Annotated in this window: 16 protein-coding genes; 7 read left to right on the top strand and 9 right to left on the bottom strand. The window is 65.4% G+C overall.

Going from position 1 to position 16619, the window contains the following annotated elements; all coding sequences use genetic code 11:
- Positions 1–73: 73 nt before the first annotated feature.
- Together JWQ89_RS08610 and JWQ89_RS08605 are read left to right on the top strand one after the other, a co-directional pair.
- Positions 74–448 (top strand): response regulator, encoded by a 375-nt coding sequence (locus tag JWQ89_RS08610; protein WP_299640128.1) that lies wholly within the window; start codon positions 74–76, stop codon positions 446–448.
- Between the two features lie 55 nt (positions 449–503).
- Positions 504–1874, top strand: a complete 1371-nt coding sequence (locus JWQ89_RS08605) for a PleD family two-component system response regulator (RefSeq protein WP_299640127.1) — start codon at positions 504–506, stop codon at positions 1872–1874.
- A gap of 360 nt (positions 1875–2234) precedes the next feature.
- Here the strand turns inward: JWQ89_RS08605 and rpmG are convergent, their stop codons facing one another.
- The 4 genes from rpmG to topA form a co-directional block, all read right to left on the bottom strand.
- Positions 2235–2402, bottom strand: coding sequence for a 50S ribosomal protein L33 (rpmG, locus tag JWQ89_RS08600; RefSeq protein WP_055048921.1), 168 nt, complete (start codon positions 2400–2402; stop codon positions 2235–2237).
- Positions 2403–2533: 131 nt separating this feature from the next.
- Positions 2534–2950, bottom strand: a complete 417-nt coding sequence (locus JWQ89_RS08595; RefSeq protein WP_299640122.1) for a DUF983 domain-containing protein — start codon at positions 2948–2950, stop codon at positions 2534–2536.
- Positions 2951–2952: 2 nt separating this feature from the next.
- Positions 2953–5244 carry a ribonuclease R gene (gene rnr / locus JWQ89_RS08590; protein ID WP_299640121.1) on the bottom strand — a complete coding sequence of 764 codons (2292 nt, stop codon included), beginning with the start codon at positions 5242–5244 and terminating at the stop codon, positions 2953–2955.
- Between the two features lie 11 nt (positions 5245–5255).
- Complete coding sequence (topA, locus tag JWQ89_RS08585; protein WP_299640119.1) at positions 5256–7895, bottom strand: type I DNA topoisomerase; 2640 nt, start codon at positions 7893–7895, stop codon at positions 5256–5258.
- Positions 7896–8064: 169 nt separating this feature from the next.
- On the opposite strand from topA, the gene JWQ89_RS08580 reads away from it, so the two are divergent.
- Positions 8065–9411 carry a hypothetical protein gene (locus JWQ89_RS08580; protein WP_299640118.1) on the top strand — a complete coding sequence of 449 codons (1347 nt, stop codon included), beginning with the start codon at positions 8065–8067 and terminating at the stop codon, positions 9409–9411.
- Here JWQ89_RS08580 and dprA read toward each other — a convergent pair.
- The 5 genes from dprA to ruvX all read right to left on the bottom strand — a co-directional run bounded on the left by dprA (position 9379) and on the right by ruvX (position 13989).
- Entirely contained in the window at positions 9379–10497 is a 1119-nt protein-coding gene (gene dprA / locus JWQ89_RS08575; protein WP_299640116.1) for a DNA-processing protein DprA, read from the bottom strand. The two genes, JWQ89_RS08580 and dprA, sit on opposite strands and share 33 nt — an antisense overlap.
- Positions 10498–10500: 3 nt before the next feature.
- The gene (plsY, locus tag JWQ89_RS08570) at positions 10501–11136 is read right to left on the bottom strand and encodes a glycerol-3-phosphate 1-O-acyltransferase PlsY (RefSeq protein ID WP_299640114.1); all 636 of its coding nucleotides are present in this window, start codon (positions 11134–11136) and stop codon (positions 10501–10503) included.
- Complete coding sequence (gene pyrC, locus JWQ89_RS08565; RefSeq protein ID WP_299640112.1) at positions 11133–12446, bottom strand: dihydroorotase; 1314 nt, start codon at positions 12444–12446, stop codon at positions 11133–11135. Before pyrC ends, plsY begins: the two co-directional genes overlap by 4 nt.
- The gene (locus JWQ89_RS08560) at positions 12443–13426 is read right to left on the bottom strand and encodes an aspartate carbamoyltransferase catalytic subunit (protein ID WP_299640109.1); all 984 of its coding nucleotides are present in this window, start codon (positions 13424–13426) and stop codon (positions 12443–12445) included. Before JWQ89_RS08560 ends, pyrC begins: the two co-directional genes overlap by 4 nt.
- A gap of 89 nt (positions 13427–13515) precedes the next feature.
- On the bottom strand, positions 13516–13989 hold the full coding sequence (ruvX, locus tag JWQ89_RS08555; RefSeq protein WP_299640108.1) for a Holliday junction resolvase RuvX: 474 nt from the start codon (positions 13987–13989) through the stop codon (positions 13516–13518).
- Between the two features lie 54 nt (positions 13990–14043).
- Between ruvX and JWQ89_RS08550 the strand changes: the two genes are divergently transcribed.
- The 4 genes from JWQ89_RS08550 to JWQ89_RS08535 all read left to right on the top strand — a co-directional run.
- Positions 14044–14559 carry a hypothetical protein gene (locus JWQ89_RS08550; RefSeq protein WP_299640106.1) on the top strand — a complete coding sequence of 172 codons (516 nt, stop codon included), beginning with the start codon at positions 14044–14046 and terminating at the stop codon, positions 14557–14559.
- An 82-nt stretch (positions 14560–14641) separates the two neighbouring features.
- Entirely contained in the window at positions 14642–14929 is a 288-nt protein-coding gene (gene gatC / locus JWQ89_RS08545) for an Asp-tRNA(Asn)/Glu-tRNA(Gln) amidotransferase subunit GatC (protein WP_299640104.1), read from the top strand.
- Positions 14930–14935: 6 nt separating this feature from the next.
- The gene (locus tag JWQ89_RS08540) at positions 14936–15418 is read left to right on the top strand and encodes a GNAT family N-acetyltransferase (RefSeq protein WP_299640102.1); all 483 of its coding nucleotides are present in this window, start codon (positions 14936–14938) and stop codon (positions 15416–15418) included.
- Between the two features lie 75 nt (positions 15419–15493).
- Positions 15494–16619: amidase family protein (locus JWQ89_RS08535; protein ID WP_299640100.1), on the top strand; the 1126-nt coding region annotated here is incomplete at its 3' end.

Genomic DNA, 16619 nt, shown 5'->3' with positions numbered 1-16619 from the left:
TTGATGTTACCCTCAAGTTCGGGCAGAACACGAGTGCCCGCCAACCCGTTTCCGGGTGAGAGCCGAGTCCTTCATGCCCAAGACCGTAATGATCGTTGAAGACAATGAGCTCAACATGAAGCTCTTCAACGATCTGCTTGAATCGCGCGGATATTCCATCATCCAGACCCGCAACTGCCTGGAGGCGCTGGACCTTGCCAGGGCGCACCGTCCCGACCTGATCCTGATGGACATCCAGCTCCCCGAAGTCTCGGGACTCGTGGTCACCAAGTGGCTGAAAGAGGACGACGAACTGATGTCGATTCCCGTCATCGCCGTGACCGCCTTTGCCATGAAGGGCGACGAGGAACGCATCCTCCAGGGCGGCTGCGAGGGATACATCTCCAAACCCATCTCCGTACCTCACTTTTTAGAAACGATTGCCCGATACATTGGACCGGCCAACTAGGGTTTTCCTGGCTGGCGAACGGGCAGATTTCCTCAAATCGCGAGGGTTCACGTCTTTGACGGCGCGGGTGCTGATCGTCGACGATATTCCAACGAATGTCCGCCTGCTCGAGGCGCGGCTTTCGGCCGAGTATTTCGATGTGCTCACCGCCTCGTCGGGCAGGGAGGCGCTGGCCATCTGCGCCGAGGATGACGTCGACGTCATCCTGCTCGACGTGATGATGCCTGAGATGGACGGCTTCGAGGTCTGCGCCAGGCTCAAGGCCGACCGCAAGACCAGCCACATTCCCGTGCTGATGGTGACAGCGCTCGACCAACCATCGGATCGCGTGCGCGGTCTCGAGGCCGGCGCCGACGACTTCCTGACCAAACCCGTCGACGACGTGCAACTGATGGCGCGGGTAAAGAGCCTGGTTCGCCTCAAGGCGCTGACCGATGAATTGAGAGCACGCGCCCGTACCGGCCAAGAGATCGCCATCGAGGATGCGATCCGGGCCATGGACTCGATCGACGACGAGGATGGCCGCATCCTGCTCGTCGATCCCGACGTTCGGCATGCCGAGCGTATCCGCGGTTATCTGAGCGCCCACAATCGCGTGGATGTGCTCGCCGACCCGAGCGATGCCGTGCTGGCGGTGAGCGGCGGGGATTTCGAGCTGGCCCTCGTAGCGATGGATCTCGGCGATTTCGACCCGCTGCGGGTGTGCTCGCAGATGCGCACCGCCGAACAGACCCGCACCTTGCCGATCATCCTCATCGCCGAGGAAGGCGATCGGCCGCGCGTAGTGCGCGGGCTCGACCTGGGGGTCAACGACTTCATCATGCGCCCGGTGGAGCGCAATGAGCTGATGGCGCGGGTGCGCACCCAGATCAGGCGCCAGCGCTATGCGGTGGAACTGCGCCAGAGCGTCAACAACACGCTGGCGCTCGCCGTGACCGACGAACTCACCGGCCTCTACAACCGGCGCTACTTCGACCGGCATCTCTCGATCCTGCTGCAGAAGGCCCAGCAGCAGGACCGGGACTTGGCGGTCATGCTGATCGACATGGACTATTTCAAGGCTGTCAACGACACCCACGGCCACGATACCGGCGACGCGGTGCTGCGCGAGTTCGCCGATCGCCTGCGCCGCAATATCCGGGGCGTCGACCTGGCCTGCAGGTTTGGCGGCGAAGAGTTCGTGGTGCTGATGCCGGACAGCGATTTCAGGCAGGCGCAGGGGGTCGCCGAGCGCGTGCGTGGGGCGGTGGCCGAAAGGGGTTTTGAAGTCGGCAACGGCCGGCCGCTGGCCGTTACAGTATCGGTCGGCCTTGCCCTCAATGAGCACTCCACCGATACGCCCGAAGTCCTGCTCAAACGGGCCGACGTTGCGCTGTACCGCGCCAAGCGCGAGGGCCGTAATCGCGTGGTGTTCGACGCCGCCTAGTTGGGGCTGTCACGATTTCGTCGCACACGTAATAATTAACGTTAAGAGTTAGTAACGTTTCGCAGCGACCATTTGACTGGGCCGCGGAACGGGTTAGGGTAAGGCATAGAAAAACGCGGACACTATCGGTGTCAGCAGTCACCCCTACGGTTCTCCTCAGGTCCGCCGCAACTCCTGGGTCCGTAGGGAGGCTGGTCCGCAGCGGGCAAGAGTGGCCTCTTCGACATGCCGCTTCGGACCAGCCGCTTTTTCAACGCCCGCCCTGTATACCGGGGCGGGCGTTCTCCGTTCGTTATGCCCATAACGCAAAACCCCGCGCCATGAGCGCGGGGCTTCGAAAGGCAACGCCGGAGCGGCAGTTTATTTGATCTTGGCTTCCTTGAACTCGACGTGCTTGCGCACGACCGGGTCGTACTTCTTGAACGAGAGTTTCTCGGTCTGGGTACGCGAGTTCTTCTTGGTGACGTAGTAGAAGCCGGTGTCGGCGGTCGACACGAGCTTGATCTTGAGAGATACGGCTTTGGCCATGGTTCAGGTCCTTGAAACGGTTTGCAGCGGGCAAATACGCGCCACACTCAATTCAACCGGCCAGCCGGCCCGTGGAAATTTGGCCGGAACCTACGGATTTTCCGCCGGTTGTCAAGGCCGCTATCGGCTCGTCAGACGTCGTTGAAGGCCGAGGACTCCCGGGCCGGATCGAACCCGTACATGTAGTTGGCCCACTGCAGTCCGACCACGGCGCCCTTGATCGAGGGGAGCATGATCAGCGGCAAGACGATGGCCGCGGGAATCATGGTCCAGACATAGAGCATCGGATCGACCGGGCCGCTCATTTCGGCATGCAGCATCCAGCCGACCAGCACGTGGCCGACGATGAAGATGGCGATATAGGGGGGGAAGTCATCCGCGCGGGCGGCGCTCAGCTGCTCGCCGCATTCGCTGCAGGTATCGTTGAGTTTCAGATAAGCGCGGAACAGCTTGCCTTTGCCGCAATTGGGGCAGCGGCACATGATGCCCCTGCCGATTGCCTGCCAGAGCGAACGTGTCCCCCGAACAGTACCGATCTCGACCGCCATCGCTATCTCTTCCTCTTGGCGAACTTGCGATAGGCGCCCGCCTTGCCTCGGCTGTTAGATGATCCTTTGCGGCCCCGTCCACCAGATGACGGATCGCCGCGGCCGCCCTCGCTGAGAAGCTCGAAACGGAGCGCACCCGCGACCGGCGCCACCTCGAGCAGGCGGACGCTGACGTCGTCGCCGATGCGGAACGTCTCGCCGGTGCGATCGCCCACCATCGCCTGCATCTCCTCGACGAAGCGGTAGTAGTCGGCCCCGAGCGTGGAGGCCGGGATGAAGCCATCGGCGCCGGTGTCCTTGAGCCGGACGAACAGTCCGGAACGGGTGACACCGGAAATGCGTCCCTCGAACCTGGCGTTGATATGCGCCGCGAGGAACTCAGCCAGCAGCCGGTCGATGGTCTCGCGCTCGGCCAGCATGGCGCGGCGCTCGGTCGACGAGATGTGCTGGGCAATGCCAGGCAGTTTGGTGATCTCGCCTTCGGTAAGCCCGTCCTTGCCGAGGTTCAGCGCGGTGATCAGGGCGCGATGGACGATCAGGTCGGCATAGCGGCGGATCGGCGAGGTAAAGTGCGCGTAGCGATCGAGGTTTAGGCCAAAATGGCCATAGTTCTCGGCTGCGTACTCGGCCTGCGCCTGAGTGCGGAGGATGATCTCCGACACCTGCTGGATCTTGCCGTCGGTGCGGGCCTTGTCGAGGATGCGGTTGAAGTCGGAGGGTCGCACCGCGTCGGACTTCGGCGCCGGCAGTTGCAGCGAGCTCAGGAAGTCGCGCAGCGCCACCAGCTTCTCCTGGCTAGGGGTGTCGTGGACGCGATAGAGCAGGGCGCTCTTGTGCTTTTCCAGCGTCTCGGCAGCCGCGACATTGGCGGCGATCATCATCTCTTCGATCAGCCGGTGGGCATCGAGCCGCTCGGGGATCTTCACGTCGACGACCATGCCGGCCTTGTCGAGGATGATCTTGCGCTCGGGCAGGTCGAGATCGAGCGGGCCGCGGCTGTCGCGGGCCTTCGCCATGGCCCCGTAGGCGGCCCAGAGGGGCCTCAGGATGGTATCGAGGATCGGGCCGGTCTTGTCGTCCGGCTTGCCGTCGATGGCCGCCTGCGCCTGCTGGTAGCTGAGCTTGGCGGCCGAGCGGAACAGCACGCGATGGAAGCTGTGCGAGCGCTTCTTGCCGTGCTGGTCGAACACCATGCGGACCGCCATGGACGGGCGGTTCTCGCCTTCCTTAAGCGAGCAGAGATCGTTCGAGATGCGCTCGGGCAGCATCGGCACGACGCGATCGGGGAAGTAGACCGAGTTGCCGCGGATATAAGCCTCGCGGTCGAGCGCTGTGCCCGGGCGGACATAGGCCGCGACGTCGGCAATGGCGACATAGACGATGTGGCCGCCTTCGTTCTTGGGGTCCGTGTCCGGCTCGGCATAGACCGCGTCGTCATGGTCCTTGGCGTCGGCTGGGTCGATCGTGACGAGAGGGATATGCCGCCAGTCCTCCCGGCCCTTGACGGTGGTCTCCTTGGCCTCTTCGGCTTCCTTCAGCACCGAGGCCGGGAAGCGGTAGGGGATGTCGAGGTTGTGGATGGCGATCATCGAGACCGCGCCCTCGGACTTGGGATTGCCGATGAGGTTGACGACCTTGGCCTTGGGGATCATCAGCCGGCCGGTGAGCTTCACCTCGACTTCGACCAGATCGCCGTCCCGCGCGCCGCCGAGATCGCCACCCTCGATGCGCATTTCCTTTTGCTTCCGATCGACGGGGATGAGGCGGGCGCCGTCCTCGTCCATGCGCACGATGCCGACCTGGCCGCGCCGCGGCTTGTCGAGGATCTTCATCGCCCGGGCAGTGTAGTTGGGGATTTCTCCCTCGCCGGGATCGATGCGCGCGAGGATGCGATCGCCGGGTGCCGGAGCCACTCGTGCGTCACGCGGCTGCCGGACGGCGACGCGCGGCCGGGCGCCTTCCTCCTCGTTCCACTGTGCCGGGAAGGCGTGGAGGTCATCGGGATCGGCGTCGCCGGGGATATCGAGGACCGTGACGGCGGGCAGGGTGGCCGTGCGGCGGATCTGCTTGCGGGTCCGGGTGAGGATGCCCTCGCCCTCCAGCTGCTTCAGCATCACCTTGAACGGCGTGCGCATGTCGCCGTGGATGCCGAAATGGCGCGCCAGGTCGCGCTTGCCATCAAGGTCCGGGTGCAGCGCCATCGCTTCGAGGACGGCTTCGCGTGAGGGGAGGGTGCCGACGACGAACTGCCGCGGGGCTTTGGTGTTGATTTGTAGTTTTGGCGCTCTGGCCATTGGATCTTTCTCTAGGCGGAAGTCTCCGCCTTTGGTTTTGATGCAGCCTTGGGCTTGGTCGTAGCCTTTGCCTTGGCCGCTGGTTTCTTTGCTGTCGCCTTCTTCGCTGGAGCCTTTTTAGCACCGGCGGTGCGCGACGAGGATTTCTTTCCCGCCGAGGCGCCGCCTTTGGCCGCGATCAGCTCGAGCGCCTGCTCGATGGTCGCGTCTTCGGGCTTCAACTCCTTGGGCAGCGTGGCGTTCACTTTGCCCTGATTCACGTAGGGGCCGTAGCGGCCGGCGCGGACCGAGATCGCGCCTCCGTCGTGCTCGAAGGTCTTGATCGCCGCCGGTGTCCCGGCGCGGCCCTTGCCGAACCGTCCGCCACCGGCCGCCTTTTGGGCGAGGAGGTCGACGGCGCGGTTGAGCCCGACCGTGAACACTTCCTCGACTTCGGGGAGATTGGCGTAGGTGCCGTCATGTAGGATGAACGGGCCGTAACGGCCGAGGCCTGCAGTGATCGGCTTGCCGGATTCGGGGTGATTGCCGACCTCGCGGGGCAGTGTCAGGAGCTGCAGCGCTTTTTCAAGCGTGAGCGTCTCGGGAGTCCAGCCCTTCGGGAGGGATGAGCGCTTCGGCTCGGCTCCGTCGCCAAGCTGCACATATGGACCAAAACGGCCGGATTTCAAGGCGACCTCGAGCCCGCTCTCCGGATCGGTGCCGAGGATGCCGTCGCCGGCTGCAGCCTCGCTGGCGCCACCAGTGGCGGCGTCCGAAAGCTGCATGGTGTAGCGGCACTCGGGATAGTTCGAGCAGCCGATGAAGGCGCCGAATTTGCCCAGCTTCAGCGACAGCTGGCCGGTGCCGCAGTTGGGGCAGCGGCGCGGATCGGCGCCATCGGCCTTGGCCGGGAAGATGTGGTCGGCCAGCATCTCGTTGAGGGCATCGAGCACCTCGGAGACGCGCAGGTCCTTGATATCCTCGACATGGCGCTGGAACTCGGTCCAGAACGCGCGCAGCACATCCTTGTAGGCGAGCTTGCCGTCCGAGATCAGGTCGAGCTGCTCCTCGAGCGCGGCGGTGAAGCCGTACTCGACATAGCGATTGAAGAAGCTTTCGAGGAAGGCCGTAACGATGCGGCCGCGATCCTCGGGGAACAGGGTTCGCTTTTCCAGCCGGACGTAGTTGCGGTCCTGCAGCACGCTCATGGTGGCGGCATAGGTCGACGGGCGACCGATGCCGAGCTCTTCCATCTTCTTGATGAGGCTGGCTTCGGTGTAGCGCGGCGGCGGCTGGGTGAAATGCTGCTCGATCAGCGCTTCCTCGAGCTTGGGCCGATCTCCGACCGCCAGTGGCGGAAGTTCACGACTTTCGTCGTCATCTTCCTGGTCTTCGGCGCGATCTTCCTTGGCCTGAACGCCATAGAGGGCCAGGAAGCCGGGGAAGGTGACAACCGAACCGACCGCGCGCAACGCGATGTCACGGCTGGTGGCGAAGACCGAGATATCGGCAGTGGTCCGCTCAATCTCGGCCGAGCGCATCTGGCTGGCCAGGGTGCGCTTCCAGATCAGCTCGTAGAGGCGATGCCGGTCTGGGTCGCCGCGGAGCGTATCCGGATGCCGGAACATGTCGGTGGGGCGGATGGCCTCGTGCGCCTCCTGGGCGTTCTTGGCCTTGGTCTGGTAGATGCGCGCCTTTTCGGGGACGTAGTCCGACCCGAAATTCTTGACGATGGCGCGGCGCGCCTGGTCGATGCCTTCCGGCGCCATCTGCACGGCGTCGGTTCGCATATAGGTAATGATGCCGTCCTCGTAGAGCCGCTGCGCGATCTGCATGGTGCGGCTGGGCGAGAAGCCGAGGCGCGAAGAGGCGTCCTGCTGCAGGCTCGAGGTGGTGAAGGGGGGATAGGGGTTGCGCTTGGTCGGCTTCTTGTCAACCGCGCTCACGCTGAACGTGCCGCCCTCGATGGCCGCCTTCAGCGCTTCGGCGTCCGCCGCAGTGCCGACATCGAGCTTGTCGGTCCGCTTGCCGTCGACGGAGTAAAGCCGGGCTTCGAACGACTTGCCCTTCTCGTTGAGCCGGGCGCCGATCGACCAGTATTCCTCGGCCTTGAACTTTTCGATCTCGCGTTCACGGTCGGAGACGATGCGTAGCGCCACCGACTGCACGCGGCCGGCAGAGCGGGAGCCGGGGAGCTTGCGCCAGAGGACCGGGGAGAGGGTGAAGCCGACCAGGTAATCGAGAGCGCGGCGCGCCAGGTAGGCATCGACCAGCGGCTCGTCGATTTGGCGCGGATGCTGCATCGCCTCGGTGATCGCCGCCTTGGTGATGGCGTTGAAGACGACGCGGCTGACTGGCTTATCCTTAATCAGCTTCTTCTGGCGGAGCACGTCGAGCACGTGCCAGCTGATCGCCTCGCCTTCACGATCCGGGTCGGTGGCAAGGATCAGTTCGTCGGCATTCTTGAGTGCGTTGCCGATGTCCGTGAGGCGCTTCCTCGACTGGGTATCGACCTCCCAGATCATCGCGAAGTCATCATCGGGCAGCACCGAGCCGTCCTTGGCGGGCAGGTCGCGGACATGGCCGAAGCTCGCCAGGACTTCGTAGTCCTTGCCGAGATAGTTGTTGATTGTCTTGGCCTTAGCCGGACTTTCAACGATGACGAGCTTCATGGGACCAGCCTTCGAGAGTGGCGTTCGAACGCGGCGCAACATGGTCAAGCGGGTTGGGGCTGTCAACCGGCCCGGGAGGGCAGCCCGGCGTTCCCCCTATGGGGGAAGAAAGTTACGTGGCGCCTGACCGGGGGAGACTCGTGCTAAGCGGAATGCGGTGGGGGCGGACATGCGGATATTGAAGGCGGCGATCATCTTCATGCTGGCGTTCGTCGCGTTCGCGCGGCTGGCACCGCAGGACCCGTTCAACCCGCAGCACGTGACCCGCATCGCCCTTGCGCTGTCGCTCAGCGAGGGGCGCCTCGATATCGACCGGCTTGCGCCCTCGACGATCGACAAGGCGTTCTTCGATGGTCACTATTATTCCGACAAGCAGCCGGGTGTCTCCTTTATGGCAGTGCCGGTCGTGATCGCGACCCGCATTGCGCTGGAGGCGGCAGGTGCAGCGAGCGACCCGGCGGACCCGAATGCGCTCGCGAGCTATATCCGCACTGCGGCCATCGCCACCGTGTCGTTGCCGGCGGCACTGGCTGTGGCGTTGCTCAATCTGATGGCGCTGCGGCTTGGGGCCAGCCAGGCCGCGGCGACATTTGCCAGCTGCGCACTGGCGTTGGGGACGCCGTTCTTCGGCTGGTCGACGACCTTGTTCGCCCACTCCTTGTCTGGAGCGATTCTCCTCGGCGCCATGGCGCTGATGGTCCTCGCGCGTCCAGCGACCTGGGTGGCGCCACTGGTTGGGCTGCTGCTGGGCTTTCTGCTGGTCGTGGACATTACGGCGGCGCCCGCTGGAGCGGTTGTCGGCGTGTTCTTCCTCATTCAGTCGACACGGCGCGGTGGGGACTTGGTCGGGTTGGTCATCGGCGGTGTGGTCGGGTTGGCGCCGCTGCTGGTCTACAACCTGCTGACGTTCGGATCGCCGTTCCGGCTGGGCTATTCGCAGGTGCAGGGCTTTGAAGGCATGCGGCAGGGCTTCTTCGGGCTGACATTCCCGCAGCCGATGGTGCTGGGTGAACTGCTGTTCGGCCACTATCGCGGCTTGCTGCCGCTAGCGCCGGTGCTGCTGATGGTTCCGATCGGGCTAGTGGCGATGGTGAAATGGGCCCCGAGCCGTGGCATCGCGATCGTGATAGCCGGCACAGTGCTGTGCTTCCTGCTGATCAACGCAAGCTACTTCTATTGGGACGGCGGCTCCTCCACCGGTCCCCGGCACTTGGTGGCAGCGCTGCCGCTGGCCTGCCTTGCGCTGGCCTTCGCCTGGCCGCCGGGCTGGCCGGCCAAGACGGTGGCAATGCTGCTGCTCTTTGTGAGCCTCGCGATTTCGATGGTCTCGGCGAGTGTCGACGCCATGGCGCCGCCGTGGTTCGCCAACCCGCTGTTCGACTATCTGCTGCCGGGCTTCTTCACCGGTGGTTGGGTCCAGGCGACGCTGGCCACCGCTATCATCTGGCTTGGTTTCGCGCTGGTCGCGCTTTTGCCGGATCGCTCAGAGGCGAAGCGCCACCAACTGGCCGCTTGACCATTCGACCCGGCCTTCGAGGTCGAGCTCCAGCAGCAGGGTCTGCACACGGCTGATGCCGATGCCGGTGGACTTGATAACGTCGTCGACCGCGACCGGGGTGACGCTAAGCGCCTCGATCAGGCGCGAGCGCTCGTCGGTGGAGGGCGGCGCCGGGTCGAAGACATCGGCATCCGGCAGCCAATCCGGTTCCAGCAGGCTCGTGCGCGACGGATCGGCCTCGCGCAGCGTGTCGATGATGTCGGCGGCGCCGGTGATCAGCTTGGCGCCCTGCTGGATCAGCGCATTGCCGCCCTCGGCGCGTGGATCGAGCGGCGAGCCAGGGACGGCGAAGACCTCGCGGTTCTGCTCCAGCGCAAGGCGGGCAGTGATGAGGGAGCCGGAGCGCTTGGCGGCCTCGACGACGACGGTGCCCAGTGTTAGCCCGGAAACGAGGCGATTGCGGCGCGGGAAGTCGCGGGCGCGGGGCTCCCAGCCGAGCGGCATCTCGGTGATCAATGCGCCGCCGTTCTCGACGATCTGGTGGGCGAGCGGGATGTTCTCGTCGGGATAGATATGGTCGAGCCCGCCGGCGAGGACCGCGACAGTGCCGGAGCGCAGCGAGGCCCGGTGGGCGGCGGCGTCGATACCGCGGGCGAGGCCGGAGACGACGGTGTAGCGCGCCTCGCCGAGATCGGCGGCGAGCATTTGCGCGAACTTCTGGCCGGCGGTCGAGGCGTTGCGGGCGCCGACGATGGCGACGCTGCGCCACCAGTCCAGATTATGGCCGCCGGCAACGGTGACCAGCGGCGGAGCGCCGGAGATGTAGCGGAGGAGCGGCGGATAGTCGGGCTCGCCCGAGCCGACGAAGCGGGCGCCGAGTTTTCCCGTGGCGGCGATCTCGTCTTCGGCCGCTGCGATCGAGGGAATGCGCGATGGGGTGCCGACGCGCTTCAGGAGGGCCGGGAGCGCCTCGAGGGCGGCTTCGGCCGAGCCTTCGCGATTGATCAGCTGGCGGAAGGTCTGCGGGCCGACATTGTCGGTGCGGATGAGGCGAAGCCACGCTATGCGCTGCGAAGGCGTCAGTTCGATGCCGTCGCGCGCCATGGATCAGTCGGCCCTGGGCTGTTCCGAGCCGATCTTGGGCTCCGTGCCGTTCCAGAGCCGGCGAATGTTCGGCCAGTGCTTCAGGTAGAGGACGAAGCTGAGGAGCGCGCAGGCTGCGGCGAAGGTAAAACCCTGCGTATCGGAGCCGGCAAGCGCATAGGCAAAGACAGGCGCAGTGGCGGCCGCGGTAAGCGCCGCGAGGGAAGAATAGCGCCGGGTCAGGGCAATGAGCAGCCAGACGGCGCAGAAGATCAGGCCGACCACCCAGTTCCAGGCCAGCAGCACGCCGATATAGGTGGCGACGCCCTTGCCGCCCTTGAAGCCGAGCCAGACCGGGAACACGTGCCCAAAGAAGGCCGCGATACCGGCGCCGTAGAGGATATACTCGGCCGCGACCGGCGTCTCGACTGTGGGCACGATGTAGTAGCGCGCGAGCAGCACGGCGGCGGCGCCCTTACCCGCATCGAGGATCAGTGTGGCGGCGGCGAGCCAGCGATTGCCGGTGCGCAGCACATTGGTGGCGCCGATATTGCCCGAGCCCACCGTGCGGATGTCGATGCCGGCGGCGCGGGTGAGTAGCAGGCCGAACGGGATCGAACCGAGCAGGTAACCCAAGGCTATCGCGATCAGAAAGTTCATGTGTTGAGTCTCTCCTCGGTCGCAGCATGGCTGAAGACCGGGCGGCCTGCAACGAAGCTGTGCATCACGGCGCCCTGCATCCGTGCGCCCTCGAAAGCGGTGTTGCGGGAGCGTGAACGGAGCGCTGCCTCCTTCACCACCCAGGGGAAATCGGGGTCAATGATGATGATGTCGGCCGGGGCGCCCACGGCGAGGCGGCCGGACTCGAGGCCGAGGATCTCAGCCGGCCGGCTGGTCATGGCGCGCAGCAGCGTGAGCAGCGGCACATCGCCGGAATGGACGAGACGCAGCGCGGCGGCAAGCAGGGTTTCGAGGCCGACCGCGCCGTCGGAGGCTTCGGCGAAGGGCTGGCGCTTGACCTCGGTGTCCTGAGGGTCGTGGCCGGAGTGGATGGTGTCGATGGCACCGGACCGCAGTCCCTCGATCACCGCCTGCCGGTCGTCCTCGGAGCGGAGTGGCGGGGAGAGCTTGAAGAACGTGCGGTAGGGCGCGACGTCGTTGTCGTTGAGGGAAAGATTGTTGATCGAGATGCCGGCCGACACTTCGGAGGAGCGGCGCTTGGCGCCAACGAGCAGTTCGACGGCGGCGCCCGTAGAAATCTGCGCCGCGTGATAGCGGACGCCAGTGAGGGCGGCGAGTTGCAGGTCGCGGGCGAGTGGGACCGTCTCAGCTTCGCCGGGAATGCCCTTAAGGCCGGAGATCGTCGCCAGCGTGCCCTCGTTCATCACGCCGTCGCCGACCAGCGTGTGGTCGGCGAGGTGGTGGATGATCGACAGCTCGAAATTGCGGGCATAGGTGAAGGCGGCGCGGAGCAGTCCGGCCGACTGGATCGATTCGCGGCCATCGGTGAGGGCGACAGCGCCGGCTTCCTTGAGGAGGCCGAACTCGGTGATCTCCTCGCCCTTGAGGCCGCGGGTGATGGCGGCGGCGGGGAGGATGTTGACCGAGGCCTTGGCGCTGGCGCGGCGGAGGATGAAATCGACAAGTGCGCCATCGTCGATCACCGGAGAGGTGTCGGGCATGAGGACGAAGCTGGTGACGCCCCCGGCCGCAGCGGCCTCGGCTGCGCTGGCGAGGGTTTCGCGGTACTCGTGGCCCGGCTCGCCGGTGAACACCCGCATATCGATGAGGCCCGGAGCGACGATCAGGCCCTTCGCGTCATAGTATTCGGCACCCTCGGGAACGCCCTGCGGTGCGCCGTTGGCGACGCCGGCGATCCTGCCGTTCTCGACCAGGACGGCGCCGGGGGCGTCGCGATTGGTGGCCGGGTCCACCACGCGGGCATTGGCGATAACGATTGGCTTGCTCATGCCGCGCCCTCGCGATCGGCGAGCAGCGCATCGAGCACCGCCATGCGGACGGCGACGCCCATCTCGACCTGCTCGGTGATCACCGACCGGTCGCCGTCAGCGATGGCTGGATCGATCTCGACACCGCGATTCATCGGGCCGGGATGCATGACGATCGCATCCGGCTTGGCGTAGGCCAGCTTTTCGGCGTCTAGGCCGTAGAAATGGTAGTATTCGCGGACCGACGGGATCATCCGACCGTTGGCGCGCTCGTGCTGGAGGCGCAGCATCATCACCACATCGGCGCCCTCGAGGCCCTGTCGCATGTCGGTGAAAACTTCGCTCGTCAGCGCTTCGATGCCCTTGGGCAGGAGGGTGCGGGGCGCCACCACCCGGGTACGGACCTGCATGGCGCCAAGCAGCAACAGGTTCGAGCGGGCGACGCGGGAATTGGCGATGTCGCCACAGATCGCGACGGTGAGGCCGGCGAGGCGGCCCTTGTGCTGGCGGATGGTCAGCGCATCGAGCAGCGCCTGTGTCGGATGCTCATGCGCGCCGTCGCCGGCATTGATCACCGAGCAGCCGACCTTCTGGCTGAGGAGTTCCACCGCGCCTGAGGAGCCGTGGCGGACGATGATGACGTCGGGCCGCATGGCGTTGAGGGTGGCGGCGGTATCGACCAGCGTCTCGCCCTTGGCGACCGAGGAGGTCTTCACCGACATGTTGGTGACCTGGGCGCCTAGCCGCTTGCCGGCGATCTCGAAGCTCGACTGGGTGCGCGTCGAGTTCTCGAAGAACAGGTTGATCTGCGTCTTGCCGGTCAGCGTTGGCAGGATCTTCCGCGGCTGGCGCGAGATCGGGATCATCGCCTCCGCCCGATCGAGCAGGTCGACGATCTCGTACTGGTTGAGCTGGCTGATACCGAGGAGGTGGCGATGGCGGAAAGCCGGTCTCGCAGCCCCTTGGCCGCCGGTAACCGATGCTGGCGAGGAAGTAGCCATGCCTCTCCGTTCCGAATGTTCGCGGGGGTCTAGCGCGGGGTGCCGAGCATGTACAGTCTTGCCGTGCATTTTCCACGTGGGCCGAACGGCTAGAGCGCGCCTCGGCGCAGCCTTTCCAGCGCGCCCTGGAGGATGTAGCTCGCGGCCAGCTTGTCGACCACCTGGGCGCGCTTGTCGCGGCGGACATCGGCTTCGATCAGGGTGCGGGTGACGGCGGAGGTGGAGAGCCGCTCGTCCCAGAAGACGATAGGGATCTCGATCCTCGCCGCAAGGTTGCGGGCGAAGGCGCGGGTCGACTGGACGCGCGGGCCCTCGGAGCCATCCATATTGAGCGGCAGGCCGAGCACGATGCCGACCGCGTCGTTCTCCGCGATCAACTCCTGCAGGCGGGTCGCGTCCTGGGTGAACTTCAGCCGCTTGATGGTTTCGAGCGGTGTGGCCGAGTAGCGCATGCCATCGGAAATGGCGACGCCGATGGTCTTGGTGCCCAGATCGAGGCCGAGGAGCTTGCCGGCGGACGGGAGGGCGGTCAGCGGGTTGAGATCTTCGTCTGTCAAACGCACGCCTTTGCATCAGCTCGGGTTCTGGCTACCTGTGGCGGCGAGAAGAGGCAAGCGATGAAACTCACCTGGTTCGGCGGCACCACGATCCGCATTCATATTGGCGGCAGGATACTGGTGGCGGATCCCGCGAGGATAAGTGGAGTGGATCCGGGGGAACTGGTGTCTGGGGCGGATGCGGTGTTTGCGCTGGATGGCAGTTTGCCGGAGATCGATCCGGTGCTGTGGGAGCCGGGGCGGGCGGCGACCATGCTCGACGAGGACGTGCTTGGCGAGGTTACGGCGCACGGGCTGGCGGGCGGGGCGCTGATTGCGGCGGTCGGCGAGGCGCCGTTGCTTTTGCTGACGGGAACGATTCCGAAAGCTGGGCGGTGGGCGCGCGATGCCGTGGTGGCAGTGTTCGGTGAGGACGGTGACCGGTTGGCGGCGGCGGCGCTGGAGGCGTTTGGGCCGCGGCTGATTGCCGTGGCGGGGTCGGATGCCGTGGTCGAGAGGGCGTTTGCGGCGCTGCGCGAGCGGCTGGCCGGGACGGCGTTGGTGGCACTCGAAGCCGGCCTGGCTTTGGAAGTTTGATGGCGCCCATCAACGCTTTTCGTTTTTCACCGGCGCGATCCGTTGCTAGAACGCGACAAATCGTGACCTTCGGAGTGACCCCATGTCGGTAGATGCCGCCACCGTGAAGCGTATTGGGCGCCTCGCCCGCATCCGCATCGAGGAAGGCGAGGTCGAGACTTACCAGAACGAGCTCAACACCATCCTGGGTTTCGTCGAGCAGCTGGGCGAGGTGGACGTGTCGGGGATCGAGCCGATGACTTCGGTGATGCCGATGCAGCTGCGCCGGCGCGAGGACAAGGTGACCGATGGCGGCTATCCGGAAAAAATCGTCGCCAATGCGCCGCTCACCGAGGACAACTTCTTCATGGTGCCCAAGGTCGTGGAGTGACGGCCGATGGCTGTGACGATTGCCATCGAAACACCGCTGCAGAATGATGTCCGGGTGCTCGTCGCCGAGCTGAACGATCACCTGCTGCCGCTCTCGCCTATCGAGTTCCAGTTCAAGATGACCGTGGAGCAGATGGCCGGCGCCGACACGACAGTGTTCGTGGCGCGCAACGAGGCCGGCGAGGCTGTCGGTTGCGGCGCGCTGAAGGTGATCTCGGCTGACCAGGGCGAGGTGAAGCGCATGTACACGAAGCCCTCCGTTCGCGGACAGCGGGTGGGTTCGGCGCTGCTGGAGGCGATCATTCAACTGGCGCGCTCGAAGGGTATTTCGCATCTGCTGCTCGAGACCGGTGTCGGGCCGGGATTCGATGGAGCCCATCGGCTCTATAGCCGCAGCGGGTTCACCTCCCGCGGTGCATTCCTCGACTATCCTGACAGCGAATGGTCCGCGTTCTTCGAGAAACGGATCGGGCAGCCGGCTGACGCCTGATGTTGCGATAATCGCGAACGGGCTATAGGAACGGCGGTCGACAATTCCCGCGTCCATTCCCCGCGAGCCAAGCCTTTGACCGACCTTACCCGCCTGACCCTCGCCGCCGCCCGTGACGGGCTGAAAGCCAGGGATTTCACCTCGAGCGAACTGACCGGCGCCTATCTGGAGGCGATCGCCGGGGCCAATCCCAAGCTCAATGCCTATGTGGCGGTGACCGGCGAGCAGGCTCAGGCGCAGGCCAAGGCCAGCGACGCCAAGCTCGCGGTGGGGCAGGGCGGCCCGCTCGAGGGCATCCCGCTCGGCATCAAGGACCTGTTCGCTACCAAGGGCGTCCATACCCAGGCGGCAAGCCACATCCTCGACAGCTTCAAGCCCGAATACGAATCGAGCGTCACCAGCAATCTCTGGCGTGACGGCGCGGTGATGCTGGGCAAGCTCAACATGGACGAGTTTGCCATGGGCTCGTCGAACGAGACCTCGTATTACGGCCCGGTGATCAACCCGTGGCGGGCGTCCAACTCCAACGCGCAGCTGGTGCCGGGCGGCTCGTCCGGCGGCTCGGCGGCGGCGGTTTCGGCGTGGCTCTGCGCCGCGGCGACGGCGACCGATACCGGCGGCTCGATCCGCCAGCCGGCGGCACTGACGGGCACGGTCGGCATCAAGCCGACTTATGGCCGCTGCTCGCGCTGGGGCGTAGTGGCGTTTGCATCGTCGCTCGACCAGGCTGGGCCGATTGCCCGGACGGTCGAGGATGCGGCGATCATGCTGAGGTCGATGTCAGGATTCGACCCCAAGGACTCGACCAGCGTCGAGCTCGCGGTGCCGGACTTCGCGGCGGCCGTGGAACGCGGTGTGAAGGGCCTCGTGATCGGGATTCCCAAGGAATACCGCATGGACGGGATGCCTGCCGAGATCGAGGCGCTGTGGCAGCAGGGGATCGCGTGGCTGAAGGCCGAGGGCGCGACGGTGCGGGACATCTCGCTGCCGCATACGAAGTACGCGCTGCCGGCCTATTATATCGTGGCGCCGGCCGAGGCCTCGTCGAACCTCGCCCGCTATGATGGGGTGAAGTACGGGCTGCGGGACACCGGCAAGGACATCACCGACCTGTATGAGCTGACCCGGGCCGACGGGTTCGGCCGCGAGGTGAAGCGGCGCATAATGATCGGCACCTATGTGCTGTCGGCCGGGTATTACG

Source organism: Devosia sp. (assembly GCF_028290645.1).
Taxonomy (GTDB): domain Bacteria; phylum Pseudomonadota; class Alphaproteobacteria; order Rhizobiales; family Devosiaceae; genus Devosia_A.
Note: the sequence above shows the minus strand (reverse complement) of the source record. Positions and strands in the feature narration are given on the sequence as shown.

Bases quoted from the DNA above. Each gene is read 5' to 3' on its own strand.
- JWQ89_RS08610 (WP_299640128.1), top strand. From the start codon at position 74: ATGCCCAAGACCGTAATGATCGTTGAAGACAATGAGCTCAACATGAAG.
- rpmG (WP_055048921.1), bottom strand. From the start codon at position 2,402: ATGGCCAAAGCCGTATCTCTCAAGATCAAGCTCGTGTCGACCGCCGAC.
- JWQ89_RS08595 (WP_299640122.1), bottom strand. From the start codon at position 2,950: ATGGCGGTCGAGATCGGTACTGTTCGGGGGACACGTTCGCTCTGGCAG.
- rnr (WP_299640121.1), bottom strand. From the start codon at position 5,244: ATGGCCAGAGCGCCAAAACTACAAATCAACACCAAAGCCCCGCGGCAG.
- topA (WP_299640119.1), bottom strand. From the start codon at position 7,895: ATGAAGCTCGTCATCGTTGAAAGTCCGGCTAAGGCCAAGACAATCAAC.
- JWQ89_RS08580 (WP_299640118.1), top strand. From the start codon at position 8,065: ATGCGGATATTGAAGGCGGCGATCATCTTCATGCTGGCGTTCGTCGCG.
- dprA (WP_299640116.1), bottom strand. From the start codon at position 10,497: ATGGCGCGCGACGGCATCGAACTGACGCCTTCGCAGCGCATAGCGTGG.
- plsY (WP_299640114.1), bottom strand. From the start codon at position 11,136: ATGAACTTTCTGATCGCGATAGCCTTGGGTTACCTGCTCGGTTCGATC.
- pyrC (WP_299640112.1), bottom strand. From the start codon at position 12,446: ATGAGCAAGCCAATCGTTATCGCCAATGCCCGCGTGGTGGACCCGGCC.
- JWQ89_RS08560 (WP_299640109.1), bottom strand. From the start codon at position 13,426: ATGGCTACTTCCTCGCCAGCATCGGTTACCGGCGGCCAAGGGGCTGCG.
- JWQ89_RS08550 (WP_299640106.1), top strand. From the start codon at position 14,044: ATGAAACTCACCTGGTTCGGCGGCACCACGATCCGCATTCATATTGGC.
- gatC (WP_299640104.1), top strand. From the start codon at position 14,642: ATGTCGGTAGATGCCGCCACCGTGAAGCGTATTGGGCGCCTCGCCCGC.
- JWQ89_RS08540 (WP_299640102.1), top strand. From the start codon at position 14,936: ATGGCTGTGACGATTGCCATCGAAACACCGCTGCAGAATGATGTCCGG.